Consider the following 17,575-nt stretch of genomic DNA (forward strand, 5'->3'; position numbering starts at 1 on the left):
CAGATCGGAATGATTGCGATCAGCTCCCATCCTGAGCGGCTCCCGATGTCGTCACCCGCGAAATTAACCGTCTATGTGGTGGACGACGACGACGCCGTGCTGGGTTCCCTGCGCTTCCTGTTGGAAACCGACGGTTTTGCCGTGCGGACCTTCAGGAACGCCACGGCGCTGCTCAATGCGGCGAGCCCGTCCGGTGCAGACTGTTACCTGATCGACTACAAGATGCCCGACATCAACGGCATCGAGCTGGCCGGGCGACTGCGCCAGTCCGAGGGCGACACCCCGGTGATCCTGATCACCGGCTATCCCGACTCGAATATCTCGGCCCGGGCGGCGGCCGCAGGCGTGAATGAAGTGATTCTGAAGCCGCTTCTGGACGAAAACCTGGTCAAACGCATTCGCCACGCCATCCAGAACCGGGTCCACGCTGACCTACGGGATTCTACGTAAGGCACCCCCCTTAAGATATCTCGCGAAATTTTCGAGGCACCCGATACCGCGTACCAAGGCGTCATCACAACGGAGATGGCGCAGATGCTGACCCAGACGATCAACACCCAGGCGATCAAGACCCAGATCAACGGCAGCAAGATCGCCCCGGGCCATCCCGTCTCCGACCAGTTCGGTGCGATCGCTGGCCATGTCGGCCTCGTTGCCACCGAGTTCTCCTACCGCAAGGAAGAGGAGATCTATGGCGAGGACGAGCCGGCCGAGTACGTCTATCAGGTCGTCACCGGCGCCGTGCGCAGCTACAAGCTTCTCTCCGACGGCCGTCGCCAGATCGGCTCCTTCCACCTTCCCGGCGACGTGTTCGGCCTCGAATCCGGCACCACCCATCGCCTCGCTGCTGAAGCCATCATCGACACCACGGTGCGCCTCGTGAAGCGCGCGAGCCTCGAGAAGGCCGCAGCCACCGACGTCCAGGTCGCCCGCAAGCTCTGGGCCATGACCGCTGGTGAGCTTCGCCATGCCGAAGACCACATGCTGCTGCTGGGCCGCAAGACCGCGATGGAGCGCGTCGCAACCTTCCTGCTCGAAATGGACCGCCGCCTCGCAGTTGCCGGCATGATGGCGCTGCCGATGTGCCGCCGTGACATCGGCGACTATCTCGGTCTCACGCTCGAGACCGTCTCGCGCGCGCTGTCGCAGCTTCACGCCCAGGGCATTCTCGGCTTCTCCGGCGCCCGGCAGATCGTGTTGCGCAACCGGGCACGCCTGCACAATCTGGACGCCTGATCTCCCCTCTCCCACCCCCTCATGGCCGGCTGATTGATTCAGCCGGCCATTTCTTTTGCTGCGATCATGCCCTTGCGCCGCGTCTCCGGCATCACAAGCAGAATGAGCAGAAGTCCCGTCGCCGCGACGCCGGACAGTCCGGTGAACGCCATGGCATTGCCGAATTTATCGCTGACATAGCCGCCGAGCGCGGTGCTCAGCGACGCGCCGATGCCCATGGCCGTGCCGACGATGCCCTGCGCAAGGTTGAAATGGCCGCTGCCGAAGGCGACGTCGGCCACGATCAGCGGGATCATCACCGCGAACACCGCCGCGGTGAGGCCGTCGAACACCTGCACGAGCACCAGCAGATACGGATCGCGCACGGTCGCGAACAGTAGACCGCGAATCGTCAGCGCCGCGAATCCGATCAGCAGTAGCGGCCTGCGACCCCATGCTTGCGCCTTGCGCCCGACGCTCGGCGACAGCAGTGCCACGATCGCCTGCGGCACGACGATGCAAAAAGCGACGAGCACCGTCGCCCACTCGCTCGATCGCGCCGTCACCGCGCTTGCCATCAGCGGCATCATCGACGCGTTCGCGAGCTGTAACAAGAGCACGCTGACCGCGAAGACAACGAGCGGCCGCTGCCGGATCAGATGCCAGATATTGGTGTCGCCGCGATCCTCCGCCTCGCGCGGCATCTCGCCGTGACAGCGCGCGATGTCGACCTCGTGCTCGCGGATGCGAGAGAGCGCGATCAAAGTGGGGATTGCGAGAAGGAAGGTCACCAGGAATACCGAGCGGCTCGACAGCAGATAGCCGGCCGTTCCCATCACCGCGGCCGCAACGCCGTTACCAAGCGAAGCAAATCGCGCATTGCGGCCGAGACGCTCGCCGATCGCGAGCGGGCCGACCAGACCGAGGCTGATCGCCGCGATCGCCGGACCGAGCACGCAGCTCGCTGCCGCATGCAAGGTGGCCGCAGCCACCACCACGGGGAAGATCGGCATCGCCGCATAGGCGAGCGCGCAGCAGCCGATCGTGGCGATCGCGAGGCCGGCGACCAGCCGCTCGGATTTCGCGGCATCGATGATGGCGCCGCCCGGCATCTGGCCGATCAGGGCAACGATGCCGCCGATCGACAGCACGAGGCCAATCTCGACCTGGGTCCATTTCTGGGTCGTCAGATAGACCGCGATGAACGGTCCGAATCCGGTCTGCACGTCGGCGAGGAAGAAGATGAACCAGTCGAGGCCGCGCAGGCTCTGGCGCGACGGCGCCGGAATGCCGGCCGGCGACGGCGCCGAGACGTTATCCTGCTCAACGCGGCCCTCGCGATCCGCATGATTCGGCTTCCTCGACAACAGCACCGGCTGCCATCCCTCCCCGCGCCTCACTGAACAGCTTGCAGCGGCTGCAGGCTGCCGGACGCGCCGAGCACCACCATCGGCGTGTCCTCCTTGTATTCTGGCGCGGCTGCGACCTGTGCCTTGGTCAATTCCAGCGTGATGCTGTCCTTCTTGTTGACGATCTTGCCGAACCGCATCGCGTTCCAGTCCACCACGATCTTGCGGCTGCCGACGCCGAGGAAGCCGCCGAAATCGATCACGGCAGCGCGCACGTGCCCGCTCCGATCGACGACGACGTCGACGATGCGGCCCATGTCCTCGTTCGCCGCGCTGAGCACGTCACGGCCAAGCACACCGTGCGCATCGCTCGCGCCGATGATCGTGACCGACGGCGGTGGCGCGGCATTCTTTGGCGTGACGGGGACCGATGACGCCGGCGGCTGCGCCGTCGGCGGTGCATTCGCTTCAGTCGCAGGTGCGGGCGACTCCTCCGCGGCACGTGACACGGCGAGCGTCATTCCGCCGACGATCACGACGCCCAAGGCCAACCATCCGGCGGTACGCATGCACCCTCCTTCCGGCGCGCCGTCAGCGCGCCAGCACGATCGAGACCTGAATCTGGCCACGCGTGCGCAACACCTCCAGCGCCACGTCGTCGCCATGGCGGCTGACGCGCAGGTCCACGCTGGAGTCGCCAAGACGCAGATCGCGCAAGATCACCTCATGCAGAAACGCCGGCAGATGCGGATTGCGCAGCCGGATCTCGCCGCGCGCCACGTCGAACTCGATGCCCAGCGCCGCCTCCAATAGCGTGAACGCCGTTGCGCTGGCCCAGGCCTGCGGCGCGCAGGCGACCGGATAGAGCGTCGGGCCGCGCCGCTTTTCGCGCCGGAAGCCGCAGAACAATTCGGGCAACCGGCGCAGGTCCATGTAGGTCGCGGCGTCGAACAGTCCCTTGAAGACATGCGCGACCGAATGCTTGAGCCCGTAGCGCGCGAGCCCGAGCGCGATCAGCGCATTGTCGTGCGGCCAGATCGACCCATCATGATAGGACATCGGGTTGTAACGCACCTCGCCGACAGCGACGGTGCGGATACCCCAGCCCGAGAAGAAATGCGGCCGCATCAAATCGGCGGCGACGAGGCGCGCGCGGTCCTCGCGGATCATGCCGCTGAACAGGACCTGGCCGGCGTTGGAGGTCCGCACCTTGCAGGGCCGCTTCTTGCCGTCGAGTGCAAGCGCATAGGTGCCGAGCTCCTCGCACCAGAACGCGGCCTCGAAACGCTCGGCCAGCGTCTTGGCCTCGGCCTCGAGCTTCCTGGCGAGATCGGGCTTGCCGAGCCGAAGCGCGCAGCGCGCGGCGAGCCGCTTGGCGGCAAAGACGTAACCTTGCACCTCGGCCAGCGCGAGATTGCCTTCCGCAAGCTTGCCATCGGCATGGAAGATCGCGTCGTAGGAATCCTTCCAGCCCTGATTGGCGAGGCCCTTTTCCGTAGCGCGCTGATATTCGACGAAGCCGTCCTTGTCGGGGTCACCGGGGCCGTCGATCCAGGCCAACCCCGCCTCGATGGCCGGCCACAGCTCGGTCAACGTCGTCTCGTCGCCGGTGCGCTCGAAATAGCTTCCCGCCAGCAGGACGAACAAGGCCGTGGAATCGACGCTGCCGTAATATTGCGCGAACGGTACCTCGCGCAGCGCCGCCATCTCGCCGCCGCGCATCTCGTGCAGGATCTTGCCCGGCGCGGCATCGGCGAGCGGATCGACCGCCTTGGCCTGGAAATGGGCGAGCCGCCGCAGCACACCCTTGGCGATTCGCGGATCGACCCACAGCATCTGCAGCGCCGTGATCAGCCCGTCGCGGCCGAATGTCGTCGAGTACCAGGGAATCCCCGCATAGGGATAGCGGCCCTGCGGCGTCTCCGTCATCAACATGTTGAGGTCGGCCATGGCCTGGCACAGCACCTCATTGAAGATGTTGTTGGAGGTCTCGATGCTGGTGGCGCCCATCGTCGATTGCCGCATCTCGCGGCGATGGGCGAGCAAACTCTGGAAAAAGCGCGCCGGCTTCTCCGCGATCGGCCGGTTGCAGGACACCGCCACGAACAGGGATTTGGACTCATGCGGGTCGAGTTCGAGCTGCCAGGTCGCGGCATTCACCGACAGCTTCGTCGGGCGCGGGTCGAAATGCAGGCCCGTGGTGCGCTCGGCGTCATCGAGACCGCGGTAGTCGAACAGCACGTCGGTTGGTCCCAACAGCCGGCTCGAGCCGATGCCGCGGCGCGGGCGCCGCTCGCCGCGGACTTCGAACAGATCGGCGAAATCGTTGTCGAACAGCAGCGTCAGCGCGAAGCCGGCCGGGCGGTCGCCGTGGTTCTGCACGCCGATGCGCTGATAAGCGGTGCCACGCCACAGGAAGATCGTGCGCACGATGTGCAGCAGATCCTTTTGCAGCACGAGGCTGCCCTGCCGGTAGATGTCCGGATTGGTGAGATCGACGGTCAGGGCTGAATTGTCGTCGCGCAGGTTCGAGCCCAGCAGCAACGGCTGGAGATCGTCGAGCACGAGCTCGAGCCTCGCGAGGTAGCGCGTGTCGTGATGAAACAGCCCATCGGGCCCGCCGGCCGAAGCGCCGATGTCGCCATGGCTGTCGAGCACGATAAAGGTGTCGTCGTGCTTGAGCGAACGCCGCGGCCGCGCCGACGGTCCTGTCATCGGAATATAGAAAGGCTGCTCCGCGACCTGGTCCACGGTCCGCGTCACGGAGACGAATTGGGTAACGGCTTCAGCCGACATCAGCAGCTCCCCTGCGCTTGTTTCGACACGCAACCGACTCGAACGCGACTGTTGGTTTACGCTGCGGCCTGGGCGAGCCGGCTCATTTCCTGCGTGACCAGCTCACGATAGGGCCCGTGGCCCTGCATCAGACGCTCAGGCGACCCGTCCTCGATGATCCTACCACCCCTCAACACGACCACGCGATCGAAATTGCGCAGGGTAGCGAGGCGATGCGCGATCGCGATGACCGTGCGGCCGCGCATCAGCCGCGACAACGCCTCGCGGATCGCCTCCTCGGATTCGCTGTCGAGCGCGGCGGTCGCCTCGTCCAGCAGCAGGATCGGCGCGTCCTTCAGGAAGGCGCGCGCAATCGCGATGCGCTGGCGCTGGCCGCCGGACATCTTGACGCCGCGGTCGCCGACCATGGTGTCGAGACCACCAGGCAGGCTTTCGACGAAATCGCAGCGCGCCGCAATTGCGGCACGCAGCACCTCGTCGTCGGTCGCGTTCGGGCGACCATAGCGGATGTTCTCGCGAATTGAGCGGTGGAACAAAGAAATGTCCTGCGGCACGACCGAGATCGCTTCGCGCAGGCTCTGCTGCGTCACCTTGGAAATGTCCTGGCCGTCGATGGTGATGCTGCCCTCGTCGGTATCGTAGAAGCGCTGCAGCAGCGTGAACAACGTCGACTTGCCGCCGCCGGACTGGCCCACCAGACCGACGCGCTGGCCGGGTTGCAGGCGCAGGCTGAAGCGCTCGAAGATCTTCTCAGCTGCGGGATAGCCGAAGGTGACATTGTTGAACGCGATCGCGGCGCCGCTCTTCACCAGCGGCTCGGCCTCGGGATGGTCGCGCAATTCATGCGGCACCAGCAGCGTGGCGATCGCCTCGGTCAGCCGGGCAACGTGCTGGGTGACGTCGACCAGCGCCACCGCGAGATCGCGCGTCGCATTCAAAATGGAGAGACCGAGGGTGCAGACCAGCACGACATCGCCGGTGGTCGCCCGGCCATCCTGCCAGAGCATGATCGCCCAGGCCATCAGGGCGATCGTGAGCACGACAGTGACGCCGGCATGGATAAGCCGCAGCTTCTCCAGATAGCGCAGGCTGCGGCCGCGTGCGGTGAGCTCCCGGTTCACAGTCGCGTCGAACCGCTCATGCTCGTGCCCGATGCCGCAGAAGGCGCGCACCAGCGGCATGTTGCTGATGACGTCGATCATCTCGCCGTCGACGACGGCGGCCTTGTCGGCGAAGTCGTCATGCAGCGGTTTTCCTGCGGCGGCGAGGCGGAACATCGCAAGCACCATGCCGCCGGCAATCACGATCAGGCCGAGCGCCATATAGGGACTGACGGTTCCAATCAGCGCGATGGCCGCAACCGTTGCGATGCACGGCGGCAGCACATTCCAGACGAACATGTTCTCGACCGTGAACACCGCATTCGACGTCGCCGTGATGCGGCTGGTCAGCATGCCGGGCATGCGGTCGGAGAAGTAGCTCGGCGCGTGGCCGGTCAGATGGCGAAAGATGTCACGGCGCAGATCACCCGTGACACGCACGAAGGTGAAGCTGGCCGTCCAGCTCGCGATCCGCCAAAGGAAATTGTCGGCGGCGATCAGCGTCATGAGGAAAATGAATGCCAGCCATACGCTCCCACCATGCGCAGCGCCGGCCGACAGACTGTCGACGAGGGATTTGACGCCATACTGCGTGCCTACGGAGCAGGCAACGGCCGCGACGACTGCGGTCAGGATCACGAGATGCGACGCGAGCCGACGCCGAAGATAGCGCAAAACAAAGGCAAACGGTCGGTGCGCATACCCAGAAAGATGATCCATGTGATTATCGACCCCGTCGTGATATTTTCAATTTTTCTGTTAGTCGACTGAACATCGACCACTTCGCCTCGGTTCCCGGGCACACTGATCACGACATGCGGATGCGGGCGTTCTGCGATGATGTGATGGCAGCATCGCGACGAGCATCCGACGTGTCGAATAAGTAACGTTCGGAAGGAGGAACTTCGCAAGTGCGGGAACGTTCCCTTGATTGGCATGCCGGTGCTGAACAGGCGGGGGCTTTCTACAATCATGATCGCACAGAGGAGATGGTGAGATGCGCATCGCGCAGGTTGCTCCGTTGACGGAGGCAGTTCCACCCAAGCTTTATGGCGGCACCGAGCGGGTGGTGCACTGGTTGACGGAAGAGCTGGTGGCTCTTGGCCACGACGTGACGCTGTTCGCCAGCGGCGATTCGCAAACCTCGGCGAAGCTGGACGCGTTATGGCCGCGGGCGCTCCGCCTCGACGGTTCCGTGCGCGATCCCAATGCTCTGCACATGGTGATGCTGGAGCGGGTGCGGCAGAAATGTGACGACGAGGAGTTCGACTTCCTCCATTTCCATCTCGATTATTATCCGTGGTCGCTGTTCTACCGGCAGCCGACGCCGTTCCTGACCACGCTGCACGGCCGGCTCGATCTGCCGGAGCATCAACCGGTTTTCAATACCTTCTCGAAGGTCCCCGTCGTCTCGATTTCGAACGCGCAGCGCCGGCCGGTGCCGCAGGCGAACTGGGTGAGGACGATCCACCACGGCCTGCCCGAGAATCTGCTGACGCCGAAGCAGGCGAAGCAGGAATACCTCGCCGTGCTCGGCCGTATCGCGCCGGAAAAGGGCGTCGATCGCGCCATCAAGATCGCGACGCATTGCGGCATTCCGCTCAAGATCGCAGCCAAGGTCGATCGTGCCGACCAGGATTACTATGACGAGCTGATCCGGCCGATGATCGAGAACAATCCGCTGGTGGAATTCATCGGCGAGATCAGCGATCACGAGAAGTCGGACTTCTTGAGCGGCGCGCTGGGCCTTTTGCTGCCGATCGACTGGCCGGAGCCGTTTGGCCTGGTGATGATCGAAGCGATGGCCTGCGGAACGCCGGTCATCGCCTTCAACCGCGGCTCGGTGCCGGAGATCATCGACGAGGGCCTCACCGGCTTCGTCGTCGAGGACGTCCTCAGCGCCGCCGGCGTCGTCGGCCGCCTGCAGCAACTCGACCGCTCCGTCATCCGCAAGCAGTTCGAGACGCGCTTCACGGCGCGGCGCATGGCGCTGGATTATCTCGCGGCCTATCGCAGCCTTGGCGAGGAACAGGCGCCGCGGATCAAGCTGGTGAGCAGCGCAGAGTAGCAGGAGCACGCGCCCATCCCATCGCGACCGTCATGGCCGGGGCATATCCCGGCCATCGACATTTGTGGGGCGCGCTCCTCTCTATCAACCGTCATTGCGAGCGCAGCGAAGCAATCCAGACCGTCCCCGCGGAGAGATTCTGGATTGCTTCGCTGCGCTCGCGATGACGGAAGAAGGCTTAGCGCTACCTCACCACCGCCCGCTTCGGCTCGACGATCTCGAACATGCGCGGGAATTCGTCCATCAGGCCCATCAGCTCGGCGAGGCGCATCGGGTTGCCGGCGAACTTGACCTTGCCGCCGGCCACGGCCTCCGGGAAGCTGGTCAGTTTCGCGATCACCTCGTCGAGCGTCGACCGCGCCAGCGTGAAGCTGGCATCGGCGCTTTCCGCCTGCATGCCCTCTGTGTAAGTCAGTGCGCAGTTCTCCAGATTGAGCACAAAGGTCTCGCCGGTGTCGGAAAAGCTCCAGTTCAGCACGATGTGCTTTCCTTCCGCCTCCGGTCCGTTGAGGCGGATGCCGAGCACGTCCCAGAGCTGTGAGGTGCGCAGCGCCGCCAGCGTCTCGCGCGGCATCGGCGGCCGCGCCGGCACTTTCGGCATGCCCTGGCGCAATTCCTGCGCGCCGAACAGATAGGCATTGCGCCAGGTAGCGCTTTCGGCGGCGTAGCCGAGCTGCTCCAGCGTATCCGCCAGCAACCCACGCGCAGCCTGATTGTCCGGCTCGGCAAAGACGAGATGGCCGAGCGCCTGCGCCACGAAACGGAATTCGCCCTTGTCGAAATCGGCACGCGCCCGCGCGAGGATGGCGTCGGCGCCGCCCATGTACTCCACATATTTCTTGCCCGACTCAACCGGCGGCAGCGGATCGAGATTGACCGGATTGGCGTCGTACCAGCCCAGGTACTTTTGATAGATCGCCTTCACATTGTGCCGGATGTGGCCGTAATAGCCGCGGCCGTGCCAGGCGCCCTCCAGGCTCTCGGGCAGCTGGATAGTCTCGGCGATCTCGGCCGCGGTGAGACCGTGGTTCATCAGGCGGATGGTCTGGTCATGCGCGAACTTATAGAGGTCGCGCTGCTGCCGGATCATCGTGCCGATGCGTTCGCGTCCCCACACCGGCCAGTGATGCTGGCCGCACATCGCGTCCGCCTTGCCATCCCAGAGCTGCAAGGCCTCGCCCAGATATTTCGACCAGGCCAGCGCGTCGCGCACGTCGGCGCCGCGGAACGGCAGCAGATTATGGAAATTGTGGGTGCAGTTCTCGGCGAGGTTCAACAGCTTGTAGCGCGGCATGAAGAAATGCATTTCCGCCGGCGCTTCGCTGTTCGGCGCCATCTGGAATTCGAATTCGACGCCGTCGATCACGCGCCGGTCGCCGGTCGCCATGATCAAATCGGTCGGCCGCAGCAGCGCCACCGAACCTGCCGCCATCGACTTGCCGAGGCCGCAATCGACCTGCCCGCGCGCGCCCTTGGCGAGGAGCGGCCCGAACTGGTACTGCGCCCGGCGCAACATCGCAGGTCCCGCGATGATGTTCTCGGAGACGGCATGCTCCATGAACAAGTTCGGCGCGATGACCGGCACGCGGCCGGTCGCGAGTGCATCCTCCTCCAGCACGCCGCGCGCGCCGCCCCAATGGTCGGTGTGGGTATGGGTGAAGATCACGGCCGCAACCGGTCGCTGGCCGCGATGCTTGTAGTAGAGTTCGAGCGCGGCGCGCGCGCCCTCGATCGAGGTCAGGGTGTCGACGACGATGACGCCGCTGTCGCCTTCGATCAGCGTCATGTTGGCGATGTCGAGCCCGCGCACCTGGTAGATTCCGGGCACGACCTCGAACAGGCCGTGCTGCATGTTGAGCCGCGACTGCCGCCACAGGCTCGGATTGACCGTGGCCGGCGCCTCTTCAGTCGACAGGAAGCCGTAAGGCTTGAGGCTCCAGACCGTCCGCCCTTGCGGATTGGTGATCTCCGCGTTCTCGATCGTGCCGAGGAAGCCGCGCGCGGAATCGTCGAAATCCCGGGTGTCGGAGAACGGCAACGCATTCAGCATCGCCGTTTGCTGCGCGATAACGGACGGTGTTGCGCCCTTCGGCTCGTTGCTGGACGTGTCCGTCATCTTGATCTCCTCCCCGCCTGCGTGCGGCATCTAACCGCATCTCGCGGTCGATTGCCATGGTGGGGACGGAGTGATGCGTTTCCCCGCGCCCACAGGTGGAGAGGATGCAGCGTGTTCGCGGGCTACATGCCCAGCAATCTTGGCAGCCACAGCGACAGACCCGGCCAGTAGGTCACGACCACCAGGAATCCCAGCATCGTCAGCAGCCACGGCCACACTGCGACCGTGAGCTCGGTGATACCCATCTTGGCGATGCCCGAGGCGACGTAGAGATTGAGGCCGACCGGCGGATGGCACAGCCCGACCTCCATGTTCACCGTCATCAGGATGCCGAAATGGATCGGATCGATGCCGAGCTTGATCGCAACCGGAAACAGGATCGGCGCCATGATCAGGATGATCGAGGACGGCTCCATCACGTTGCCGGCCAACAGCAGCAGGAGATTGACGACGAGGAGGAAGCCGATCCAGCCGAGGCCCTGGTCGATCATCCACTGCGCGAGCGCCTGCGGCACGTTCTCGTAAGTCATCAGGAACGAAAACAGGACGGCGTTGGTGATGATGTAGAGCAGCATCGCCGAAAGATTTGCCGACGACAGCAGCACCCGCGGCACGTCTCGCAGCTTCAGATCCTTGTAGATGAACACGGCGACGATGAAGGCGTACACCGCGCTGACGGCGGCAGCTTCGGTCGGCGTGAACAGGCCGCTGTAGATGCCGCCGATCACGATCACGATCAGCAGGATACCCCAGATCGACTTGCGGAACGCATCGAAGCGCTCGTAGAGGGTTGCTTTCGGCATCCTCGGATAGTCGTTACGCCAGGCCCGATAGAACGTCGTGGCGCCGAGCAGCATGGCGAGCACGAGTCCCGGCACGATGCCGGCGATGAACAGCTTGCCGACGGAGGTGTTGGTGGAAACGGCAAAAAGAACCATGGGAATCGACGGTGGAATGAGAATTCCCAGCGAGCCGGAGGTCGTGATCACGCCCGCCCCGAACCTCTTCGGAAATCCCTGCGCGACCATCGCGGGCAGGATCACCGATCCGATCGCAACCACGGTGGCCGGCGACGAGCCGGAAATCGCGGCGAACAGCGCACAGGCGACCACGCCCGAGAGCGCAAGGCCGCCGTACCAATGACCGACCAGCGAAGTCGCGAATGTGATCATCCGGCGCGCCACGCCGCCATGGGTCAGGAAGTTGCCGGCAAGGATGAAGAACGGGATCGCCATGATCTCGAAGCTCTCGATGCCGGTGAACAGCTTCAGCGCCACCGATTCCGTCCGCACGTCGGTCAACGTGAACATGAAGCTGAGCACGGTCAGGCCGAGCGCGATCGAGATCGGCATGCCCGTGAGCATCAACGACAGCAGGAGGCCGAAGACGACGGCGACACGCAGGCCTTGCGGCAGCGTGATCACGTGCGCCGAATGGGCGAAGCACACGGCGACGATCAGGACCGGCAACAACATCAGGACCCAGCCGAGCGGGCTGCGTTCGTCGCGGACGACCTGACTGCGTGTGACCGGGGCCGGATGGACCGGGTCTATTTCGACGCCCTCGACGCCCGCCATGTCGTGATGCGGCAACTCGCCGGTGCGATAGAACGACCAGGCGACCTGCAGGAAGCGGAAGCACATCAGCCCGGAGCCGAGCGGGATGGTGAGATACACCAGCCACATCGGCGCTTCCAAATCGTTGGATTGCTGGCCGGTCTGCCACATCTGGCTGACGAACGCGGCCCCGAAATAGCACACGATGGCCGTAAAAAGGGCGCCGCACATCAGGCCGAACGTGATGACGCGGCGGCGCGATCCGCCGGGAAGGACATTGACCAGGACGTCGACGCCGACATGGATGCCGGTGCGCACGCCGTAGGCCGCACCGAACTTCGCCATCCAGATGAACATGTAGATGCAGAGTTCCTGCGCCCAGGACAGGTCGAGAGCGGCAAGCCAGACGAACGCGGCTCGCGCGGGGACGGCCAGCAAGGCCAGGTTGCGCGCCTCCGCCCATTTGGCGATGTCGATCGACAGCCCGGCGCCATATCGGTGCAGCACGGCAACGAAGATGAGCGATGTCGCGGCCGCGATCATCGTCGCGATCAGCCATTCCTCGAGATGATCGAGCACACGATTCAATGCACGCAGCAACTTGGTCCCCTCAGCTTGGCTCATCATTCAAGAGCAACGGCCGGGAGTGCGATCACCCCCGACCGTTCATGGTTGTTCTCAAAGCGCGCCGGCGTCAGTTCATCTTGACGTCGAGTTCCTTGGCGACGAGATCGAGCACCTCCTGCCCAACCCGCCCCTTTGCCCATTTGTAGGTCGGCTGCATCGCTTCCTGCCACGCCTTGCGATCGGCGTCAGTCAGATAATGCAGCGTGGTCTTGCCCGTCTTCTTAATCTCGGCCAGCGCGTCCTCGTTTTCCTGGTGCGCGATCTGGTTGGTGTAGTCGGTCGCCTCGTTCATCGCCTTCTCGAGCTGGGCGCGGATATCGGGCGGCAGGCCGGACCAGAATTTCGAGTTGACGATGACGGCATATTGCAGGTGCGCGTGATAGGACACGGTGATGTCCTTCTGCACCTCGTAGAACTTCTGCGTCAGGTAGTTGGACGCGGTGTTCTCGCAGCCGTCGACCACGCCCGTCTGCAAAGCCTGGTAGACTTCGGAAAACGCCATGATCTGCGGGATCGAGCCCATGATCCGGAGATATTGGTCGGCGACCTTCGATCCGGAGATGCGGAATTTGAGACCCTGGAAATCGGCCGGCTTCATCAGGGCGCGGTTGGCGGAGAGCATGTGGAAGCCGTTGTCCCAGTAAGCGAGCCCGGTGATGCCCTTGGTCTCCAGCTTATCGAACAGCCACTTGCCGATCGTGCCCTTCATCGCGTTGGAATAGGTCTGGTCGTCCTTGAACAGCCAGGGCAGGTCGAGCGCCTCGAACTCCTTGATACCGAGCGGGGCGAACTTCGCGGTCGAAGGGGCGAGCATGTGCACCGAGCCGAGCTGCAGCGCCTCGATCTCCTCCTTGTCCTTGTACAGCGTGGAGTTCGGGTAGATTTCGACCTTTACCTTGCCGTCGGTGTATTTCTCCGCAAGTTCCTTGAACTTCAGGGCGCCCTTGCCTTTGGGCGTGTCGTTGGCGACGACGTGGCTGAATTTGATGACGATCGGGCTCTGGGCCTCGACAACGGCTGGCGCCAAAAGAATGGCTGCGGCCGCGACCGCAAGAAGCAGCTTGCGCATGAACGAACCTCCCAACAACCTCTAAAACCGGGTCTTTTTGTTTTCCGATTTCAGTACTGACAGCAATCCGCCACCCGAACAACTAGACCTAAGCCCAATTTGCCGCAGCCAAGCTATCTTGCGCAACCCGGCTCCTGCTGCCGTTCCGGAAGCGAGCGCTTATGTCGCATTGCGGCAGTGCGATCAGCCGTTGCGCTGGGCAACCATGAACAGACGCCGGAACGGAAACAGCGTCTGTCCCGCGGCGTTCTTCGGATAGGCTTTCGCGACCCGCATCCCATAGGCAGCTTCGAACGCGGCCTTCTCGTCGCCCTGCAAGATGTCGAGATAGCGCGTCAGCCAGGTCCCCTTGGTCCATTCCTTCACGGGATTCTCGCCTTCCAGCACCTGCAGATATTCGGTCTCCCAGATGTCGATATTGGCCGACATCGGAGCAAGAAGACCGTGATAGTAGGCCGGCGCTTCGACCGGCGGCGGCGTGACGAGATGCTCGACCTTGGACCGCCAGGGGCCGTTCAGCGCGGTCTCGCCGATCAGCACATGCGAGGGCGCCAGAAAGTTGCGCGGCATCTGCACGGCGAGCATTCCGCCGGGCGTCACCTTCTCCATGATCGATGGAAACAGGGCCGCATGATTGGGCAGCCAGTGCAGTGCGGCATTGGAATAGACGACGTCATATTGCTTCGTCGGGCGCCAGTGGCCGAGGTCCTCGTGTGACCATTCCACATCCGGCGCCGCCTTGCGGCCGGCGGCGACCATCTCGGCCGAACCCTCGACACCGGTCACCGTCGCGTCCGGCCAACGCTCCTTGATCAGCTTGGTGACGTTGCCGGCGCCGGCGCCGAGATCGGCAATCGCACGCGGACCAGCATCCGGAATCCGCATCAAGAGGTCGACGGCGGGTCGGAGCCGGTGGCCGGAGAATTTCAGATATTGCTGCGGATCCCAGACCATCGCTCGGGGCCTTTTCTATTTCGTGTTTCCTTCAACGCGGCTCTTGGTTACCACTGCTCGTCCCGGTCGGGCAAATCAGGCTGGCGGGGACACGGCAGGAAACGAACAGAAAAACGAACAGCGACAAGCTGAAAAGAAAACAAGAGGGCGTGTCACCATGGATCTCGGGCTCACATCGAAAACCGCCGTCGTCACCGGAGCCAGCGTCGGCATCGGCCGTGCCATCGCCAAGGGCTTGGCTGCCGAAGGCGTGCGCGTCGTCGGCGTGGCACGGCGGACCGACCTGCTCGCCGAGCTGGTGAAAGAAGTCGGCTCCGGTCTGATCACGCCCTTCGAGCAGGACGTGATGGCCACGGACGCGGCCGAGAAGATTTCGGCCTTCGCGCTCAAAGAGCTCGGCCATGTCGACATCCTCATCAACAATGCCGGTGGCAGCCGCCCCCTCCCCGTCGATGCCCCCGACAGCCAATGGGACGAAGCGATCGCACTGAATTTCACCAGCTATCGCCGCATCGCGCATGCGCTGCTGCCGCAGATGATCGAGCGCAAATGGGGCCGCATCGTCAACATCACCGGCAAGTCAGAGCCGGAAGGCCTCAACGCCGCGTTCGCCGCCAAAGCCGCCGTGCACGCCTGGGCCAAGGGCCTGTCGCGCGAGATCGGCGAGCACGGCATCACCATCAACTGCATCCCGCCCGGCCGCATCATGAGCGAACAGATCCGCCGCAACTACGCGCCTGATTATCGCGAGCGCTTCGCGGAGGAAGAGATCCCGGTCGGCTATTGGGGCGAGCCGGAGGACCTAGCGGCGTTGGCGGTGTTCTTGGCGTCACCGGTGGCGCGGTACATCACGGGCACGGTGATCCCGGTGGATGGGGGGCTGCGGAGGTATCAGTTCTAGAACCGATTGGACTTCGTAGGATGGGTAGAGCGCAGCGAAACCCATCGACAGCATACGACGTGAAACCTGATGGGTTTCGCAAGTGCTCTACCCATCCTACGGCCTACCGCCTTACTCATGCAGCAGCGTTTGCCAGTCCGGAGGCACCGCGCCGTCCGGTCCGGGCACCGGCTGATCCAACGGATGCGCGTGAGGACCTTGAAGCTTCGGGCCGGCGAAAGCCTCTCCCGTGCGATAGTCGTAAAACCATCGTTCGCCCGGCTCGAAGCTCGTGATGATCGGATGACCTGTCGCCGCGCTGTGTTTCGTTGCGTGCTGATTTGGTGACGCATCACAGCAGCCGATGTGACCGCATTCGACACATCTGCGAAGGTGAAACCACCACCCGCCCGCAGCCGAGCATTCCACGCACCCCGTTCCGCTTGGTTTGGCCGCGAGATTGATGCCACCCCTCTCAGACTTCATAGGTCAGCTCACTGAAATTGCCCGCGGCCACCACCGATGCATTCACGCCGCGATCTCCGCCACGATCGCATTTTGCCAGTGTTTTGCCCGACGGGTCAACGTCATGGCGGCGGCGAATGTCGTCGTGACGCGGTTCGAAAATCCCTTATCGATCAAGGGGCGCTCTACTGTGCATGGGGTTGTTTTCGCGTTTTTTGTTTCGGGCCCTCAAAAAAACCTCGCAAGCCCCCGCGTGACCACTCACCCCGCCTGCAGGATCTCCGCGATCGCGGCCCCCGCTGCGATCGTGCCGAGCTTGCCGCCGACGTCGCGTGTCGCCCTGCCCTCGCCGATCGCCTTCGCGACCGCCGCCTCGATCGCACGTGCGGCTTCCTCGTAACGCACCGCGCCGCTGTTCTCGCCGTGCCATCCGAGCAGCAGGGCCGTCGACAGGATCAACGAGACCGGGTTGGCAACATCCTGTCCGGCGATGTCAGGCGCCGAGCCATGCGCGGCCTGCGCCATGGCGTGGCTGTCGCCGACATTGAGCGAGCCGCCGAGCCCGAGGCTGCCGGAGAGCTCGGCGGTGAGATCGGACAGGATGTCGCCAAACATGTTGGTGGCGACGATGACGTCGAAGCGGTCGGGGTTGCGCACCACATGCGCCATCATGGCGTCGACGAGGATGTCGTCGACCCCAAGACCGGGATAGGCCTTCGCCGTCTCGCGGCAGATCTCGAGGAACATGCCGTCGCCAAGCTTGAGCACATTGGCCTTATGCACGATGGTCAAATGCTTGCGCCGCTTCATCGCCAGCCGGCACGCCGCATGCGCGATGCGCTCGCAGCACAGGCGCGTGATCCGGCGTAGCGAGATCACGACGTCCGATGTGACCAGCATCTCGCCATTGCCCTGCTCCATGTTGCGATCGGCGTAAAACCCTTCCGTGTTCTCGCGCACCACGACGAGGTCGAAATCGCCGACCCGGCCGGACAGCCCCGCATAGGTGCGTGCCGGCCGGACATTGGCGTAGAGGTCGAGGTTCTTGCGAAAATGCCGCGACGGGTTGATCTCGCCATGGGCCTCGTCCTTGAAATCGAAGGTCGCGGTCGGCCCGAGCACCAGGCCGTCGGCGGCGCGGACGATGTCGAGCAGCTCGGGGCGCACGGTCGTGCCAAATTGTTTCAGGCTCGCATGCCCGACTGCGTGCTCCTCCAGGCGCAGATCGAGATGGAAGCGTTCGGAGGCCGCGCGCAACACGCCTGATGTCGCGGTCGTGATCTCGGGCCCGATGCCGTCACCGGGCAAAACGACGATGTGCATGGCGGTCCCCTGAGATTGCAGCAGTTCGCGCGATCATACGCCGGCGCCCGATATCAT

At 64.0% G+C, this 17,575-nt stretch carries 14 protein-coding genes and 1 pseudogene; 4 read left to right on the forward strand and 11 right to left on the reverse strand.

The window, feature by feature from the left end:
- The first annotated feature begins 9 nt into the window (after positions 1-9).
- Both IVB40_RS26295 and IVB40_RS26300 read left to right on the forward strand, forming a co-directional pair.
- Positions 10-450 carry a response regulator gene (locus tag IVB40_RS26295; protein WP_247425787.1) on the forward strand — a complete coding sequence of 147 codons (441 nt, stop codon included), beginning with the start codon at positions 10-12 and terminating at the stop codon, positions 448-450.
- Positions 451-534: 84 nt separating this feature from the next.
- Entirely contained in the window at positions 535-1,236 is a 702-nt protein-coding gene (locus IVB40_RS26300; RefSeq protein ID WP_007594028.1) for a helix-turn-helix domain-containing protein, read from the forward strand.
- A 38-nt stretch (positions 1,237-1,274) separates the two neighbouring features.
- Here IVB40_RS26300 and IVB40_RS26305 read toward each other — a convergent pair whose 3' ends face one another.
- Genes IVB40_RS26305 through IVB40_RS26320 form a run of 4 tightly spaced genes read right to left on the reverse strand, consistent with a single transcriptional unit; the run spans position 1,275 to position 7,180 of the window.
- The gene (locus IVB40_RS26305) at positions 1,275-2,588 is read right to left on the reverse strand and encodes an MFS transporter (protein ID WP_247425785.1); all 1,314 of its coding nucleotides are present in this window, start codon (positions 2,586-2,588) and stop codon (positions 1,275-1,277) included.
- Positions 2,589-2,611: 23 nt separating this feature from the next.
- On the reverse strand, positions 2,612-3,133 hold the full coding sequence (locus IVB40_RS26310) for a PRC-barrel domain-containing protein (RefSeq protein ID WP_247816749.1): 522 nt from the start codon (positions 3,131-3,133) through the stop codon (positions 2,612-2,614).
- 22 nt (positions 3,134-3,155) lie between these two features.
- A complete protein-coding gene (locus IVB40_RS26315) occupies positions 3,156-5,360 on the reverse strand; it encodes an amylo-alpha-1,6-glucosidase (protein WP_247816750.1) in 2,205 nt (734 codons plus the stop codon).
- A 56-nt stretch (positions 5,361-5,416) separates the two neighbouring features.
- On the reverse strand, positions 5,417-7,180 hold the full coding sequence (locus IVB40_RS26320; RefSeq protein WP_247816751.1) for an ABC transporter ATP-binding protein: 1,764 nt from the start codon (positions 7,178-7,180) through the stop codon (positions 5,417-5,419).
- A 277-nt stretch (positions 7,181-7,457) separates the two neighbouring features.
- Here IVB40_RS26320 and IVB40_RS26325 point away from each other — a divergent pair, with 277 nt between their 5' ends.
- Positions 7,458-8,528, forward strand: coding sequence for a glycosyltransferase family 4 protein (locus IVB40_RS26325; RefSeq protein ID WP_247360063.1), 1,071 nt, complete (start codon positions 7,458-7,460; stop codon positions 8,526-8,528).
- Positions 8,529-8,712: 184 nt separating this feature from the next.
- Here IVB40_RS26325 and IVB40_RS26330 read toward each other — a convergent pair whose 3' ends face one another.
- The 5 genes and pseudogenes from IVB40_RS26330 to IVB40_RS26350 form a co-directional block, all read right to left on the reverse strand.
- The gene (locus IVB40_RS26330) at positions 8,713-10,644 is read right to left on the reverse strand and encodes an alkyl sulfatase dimerization domain-containing protein (RefSeq protein ID WP_247816752.1); all 1,932 of its coding nucleotides are present in this window, start codon (positions 10,642-10,644) and stop codon (positions 8,713-8,715) included.
- A gap of 122 nt (positions 10,645-10,766) precedes the next feature.
- A complete protein-coding gene (locus IVB40_RS35915; protein WP_247819598.1) occupies positions 10,767-12,047 on the reverse strand; it encodes a TRAP transporter large permease subunit in 1,281 nt (426 codons plus the stop codon).
- 219 nt (positions 12,048-12,266) lie between these two features.
- Positions 12,267-12,827, reverse strand: a pseudogene (locus tag IVB40_RS35920) (TRAP transporter small permease); the annotation flags it as partial.
- Positions 12,828-12,894: 67 nt separating this feature from the next.
- Positions 12,895-13,896: a DctP family TRAP transporter solute-binding subunit gene (locus IVB40_RS26345; RefSeq protein WP_247360065.1), complete on the reverse strand. Its 1,002-nt coding sequence runs from the start codon at positions 13,894-13,896 to the stop codon at positions 12,895-12,897.
- 183 nt (positions 13,897-14,079) lie between these two features.
- Positions 14,080-14,850, reverse strand: coding sequence for a methyltransferase domain-containing protein (locus IVB40_RS26350; protein WP_247425777.1), 771 nt, complete (start codon positions 14,848-14,850; stop codon positions 14,080-14,082).
- A 157-nt stretch (positions 14,851-15,007) separates the two neighbouring features.
- On the opposite strand from IVB40_RS26350, the gene IVB40_RS26355 reads away from it, so the two are divergent.
- Entirely contained in the window at positions 15,008-15,751 is a 744-nt protein-coding gene (locus IVB40_RS26355; protein WP_247816753.1) for an SDR family oxidoreductase, read from the forward strand.
- A 111-nt stretch (positions 15,752-15,862) separates the two neighbouring features.
- Here IVB40_RS26355 and IVB40_RS26360 read toward each other — a convergent pair whose 3' ends face one another.
- Both IVB40_RS26360 and IVB40_RS26365 read right to left on the reverse strand, forming a co-directional pair.
- Positions 15,863-16,216, reverse strand: coding sequence for a UBP-type zinc finger domain-containing protein (locus tag IVB40_RS26360; protein ID WP_081747934.1), 354 nt, complete (start codon positions 16,214-16,216; stop codon positions 15,863-15,865).
- A 240-nt stretch (positions 16,217-16,456) separates the two neighbouring features.
- Positions 16,457-17,518, reverse strand: a complete 1,062-nt coding sequence (locus IVB40_RS26365; protein WP_247816754.1) for an isocitrate/isopropylmalate family dehydrogenase — start codon at positions 17,516-17,518, stop codon at positions 16,457-16,459.
- Between the last annotated feature and the right edge of the window lie 57 nt (positions 17,519-17,575).

The organism is Bradyrhizobium sp. 40 (assembly GCF_023100925.1).
Lineage (GTDB): Bacteria > Pseudomonadota > Alphaproteobacteria > Rhizobiales > Xanthobacteraceae > Bradyrhizobium.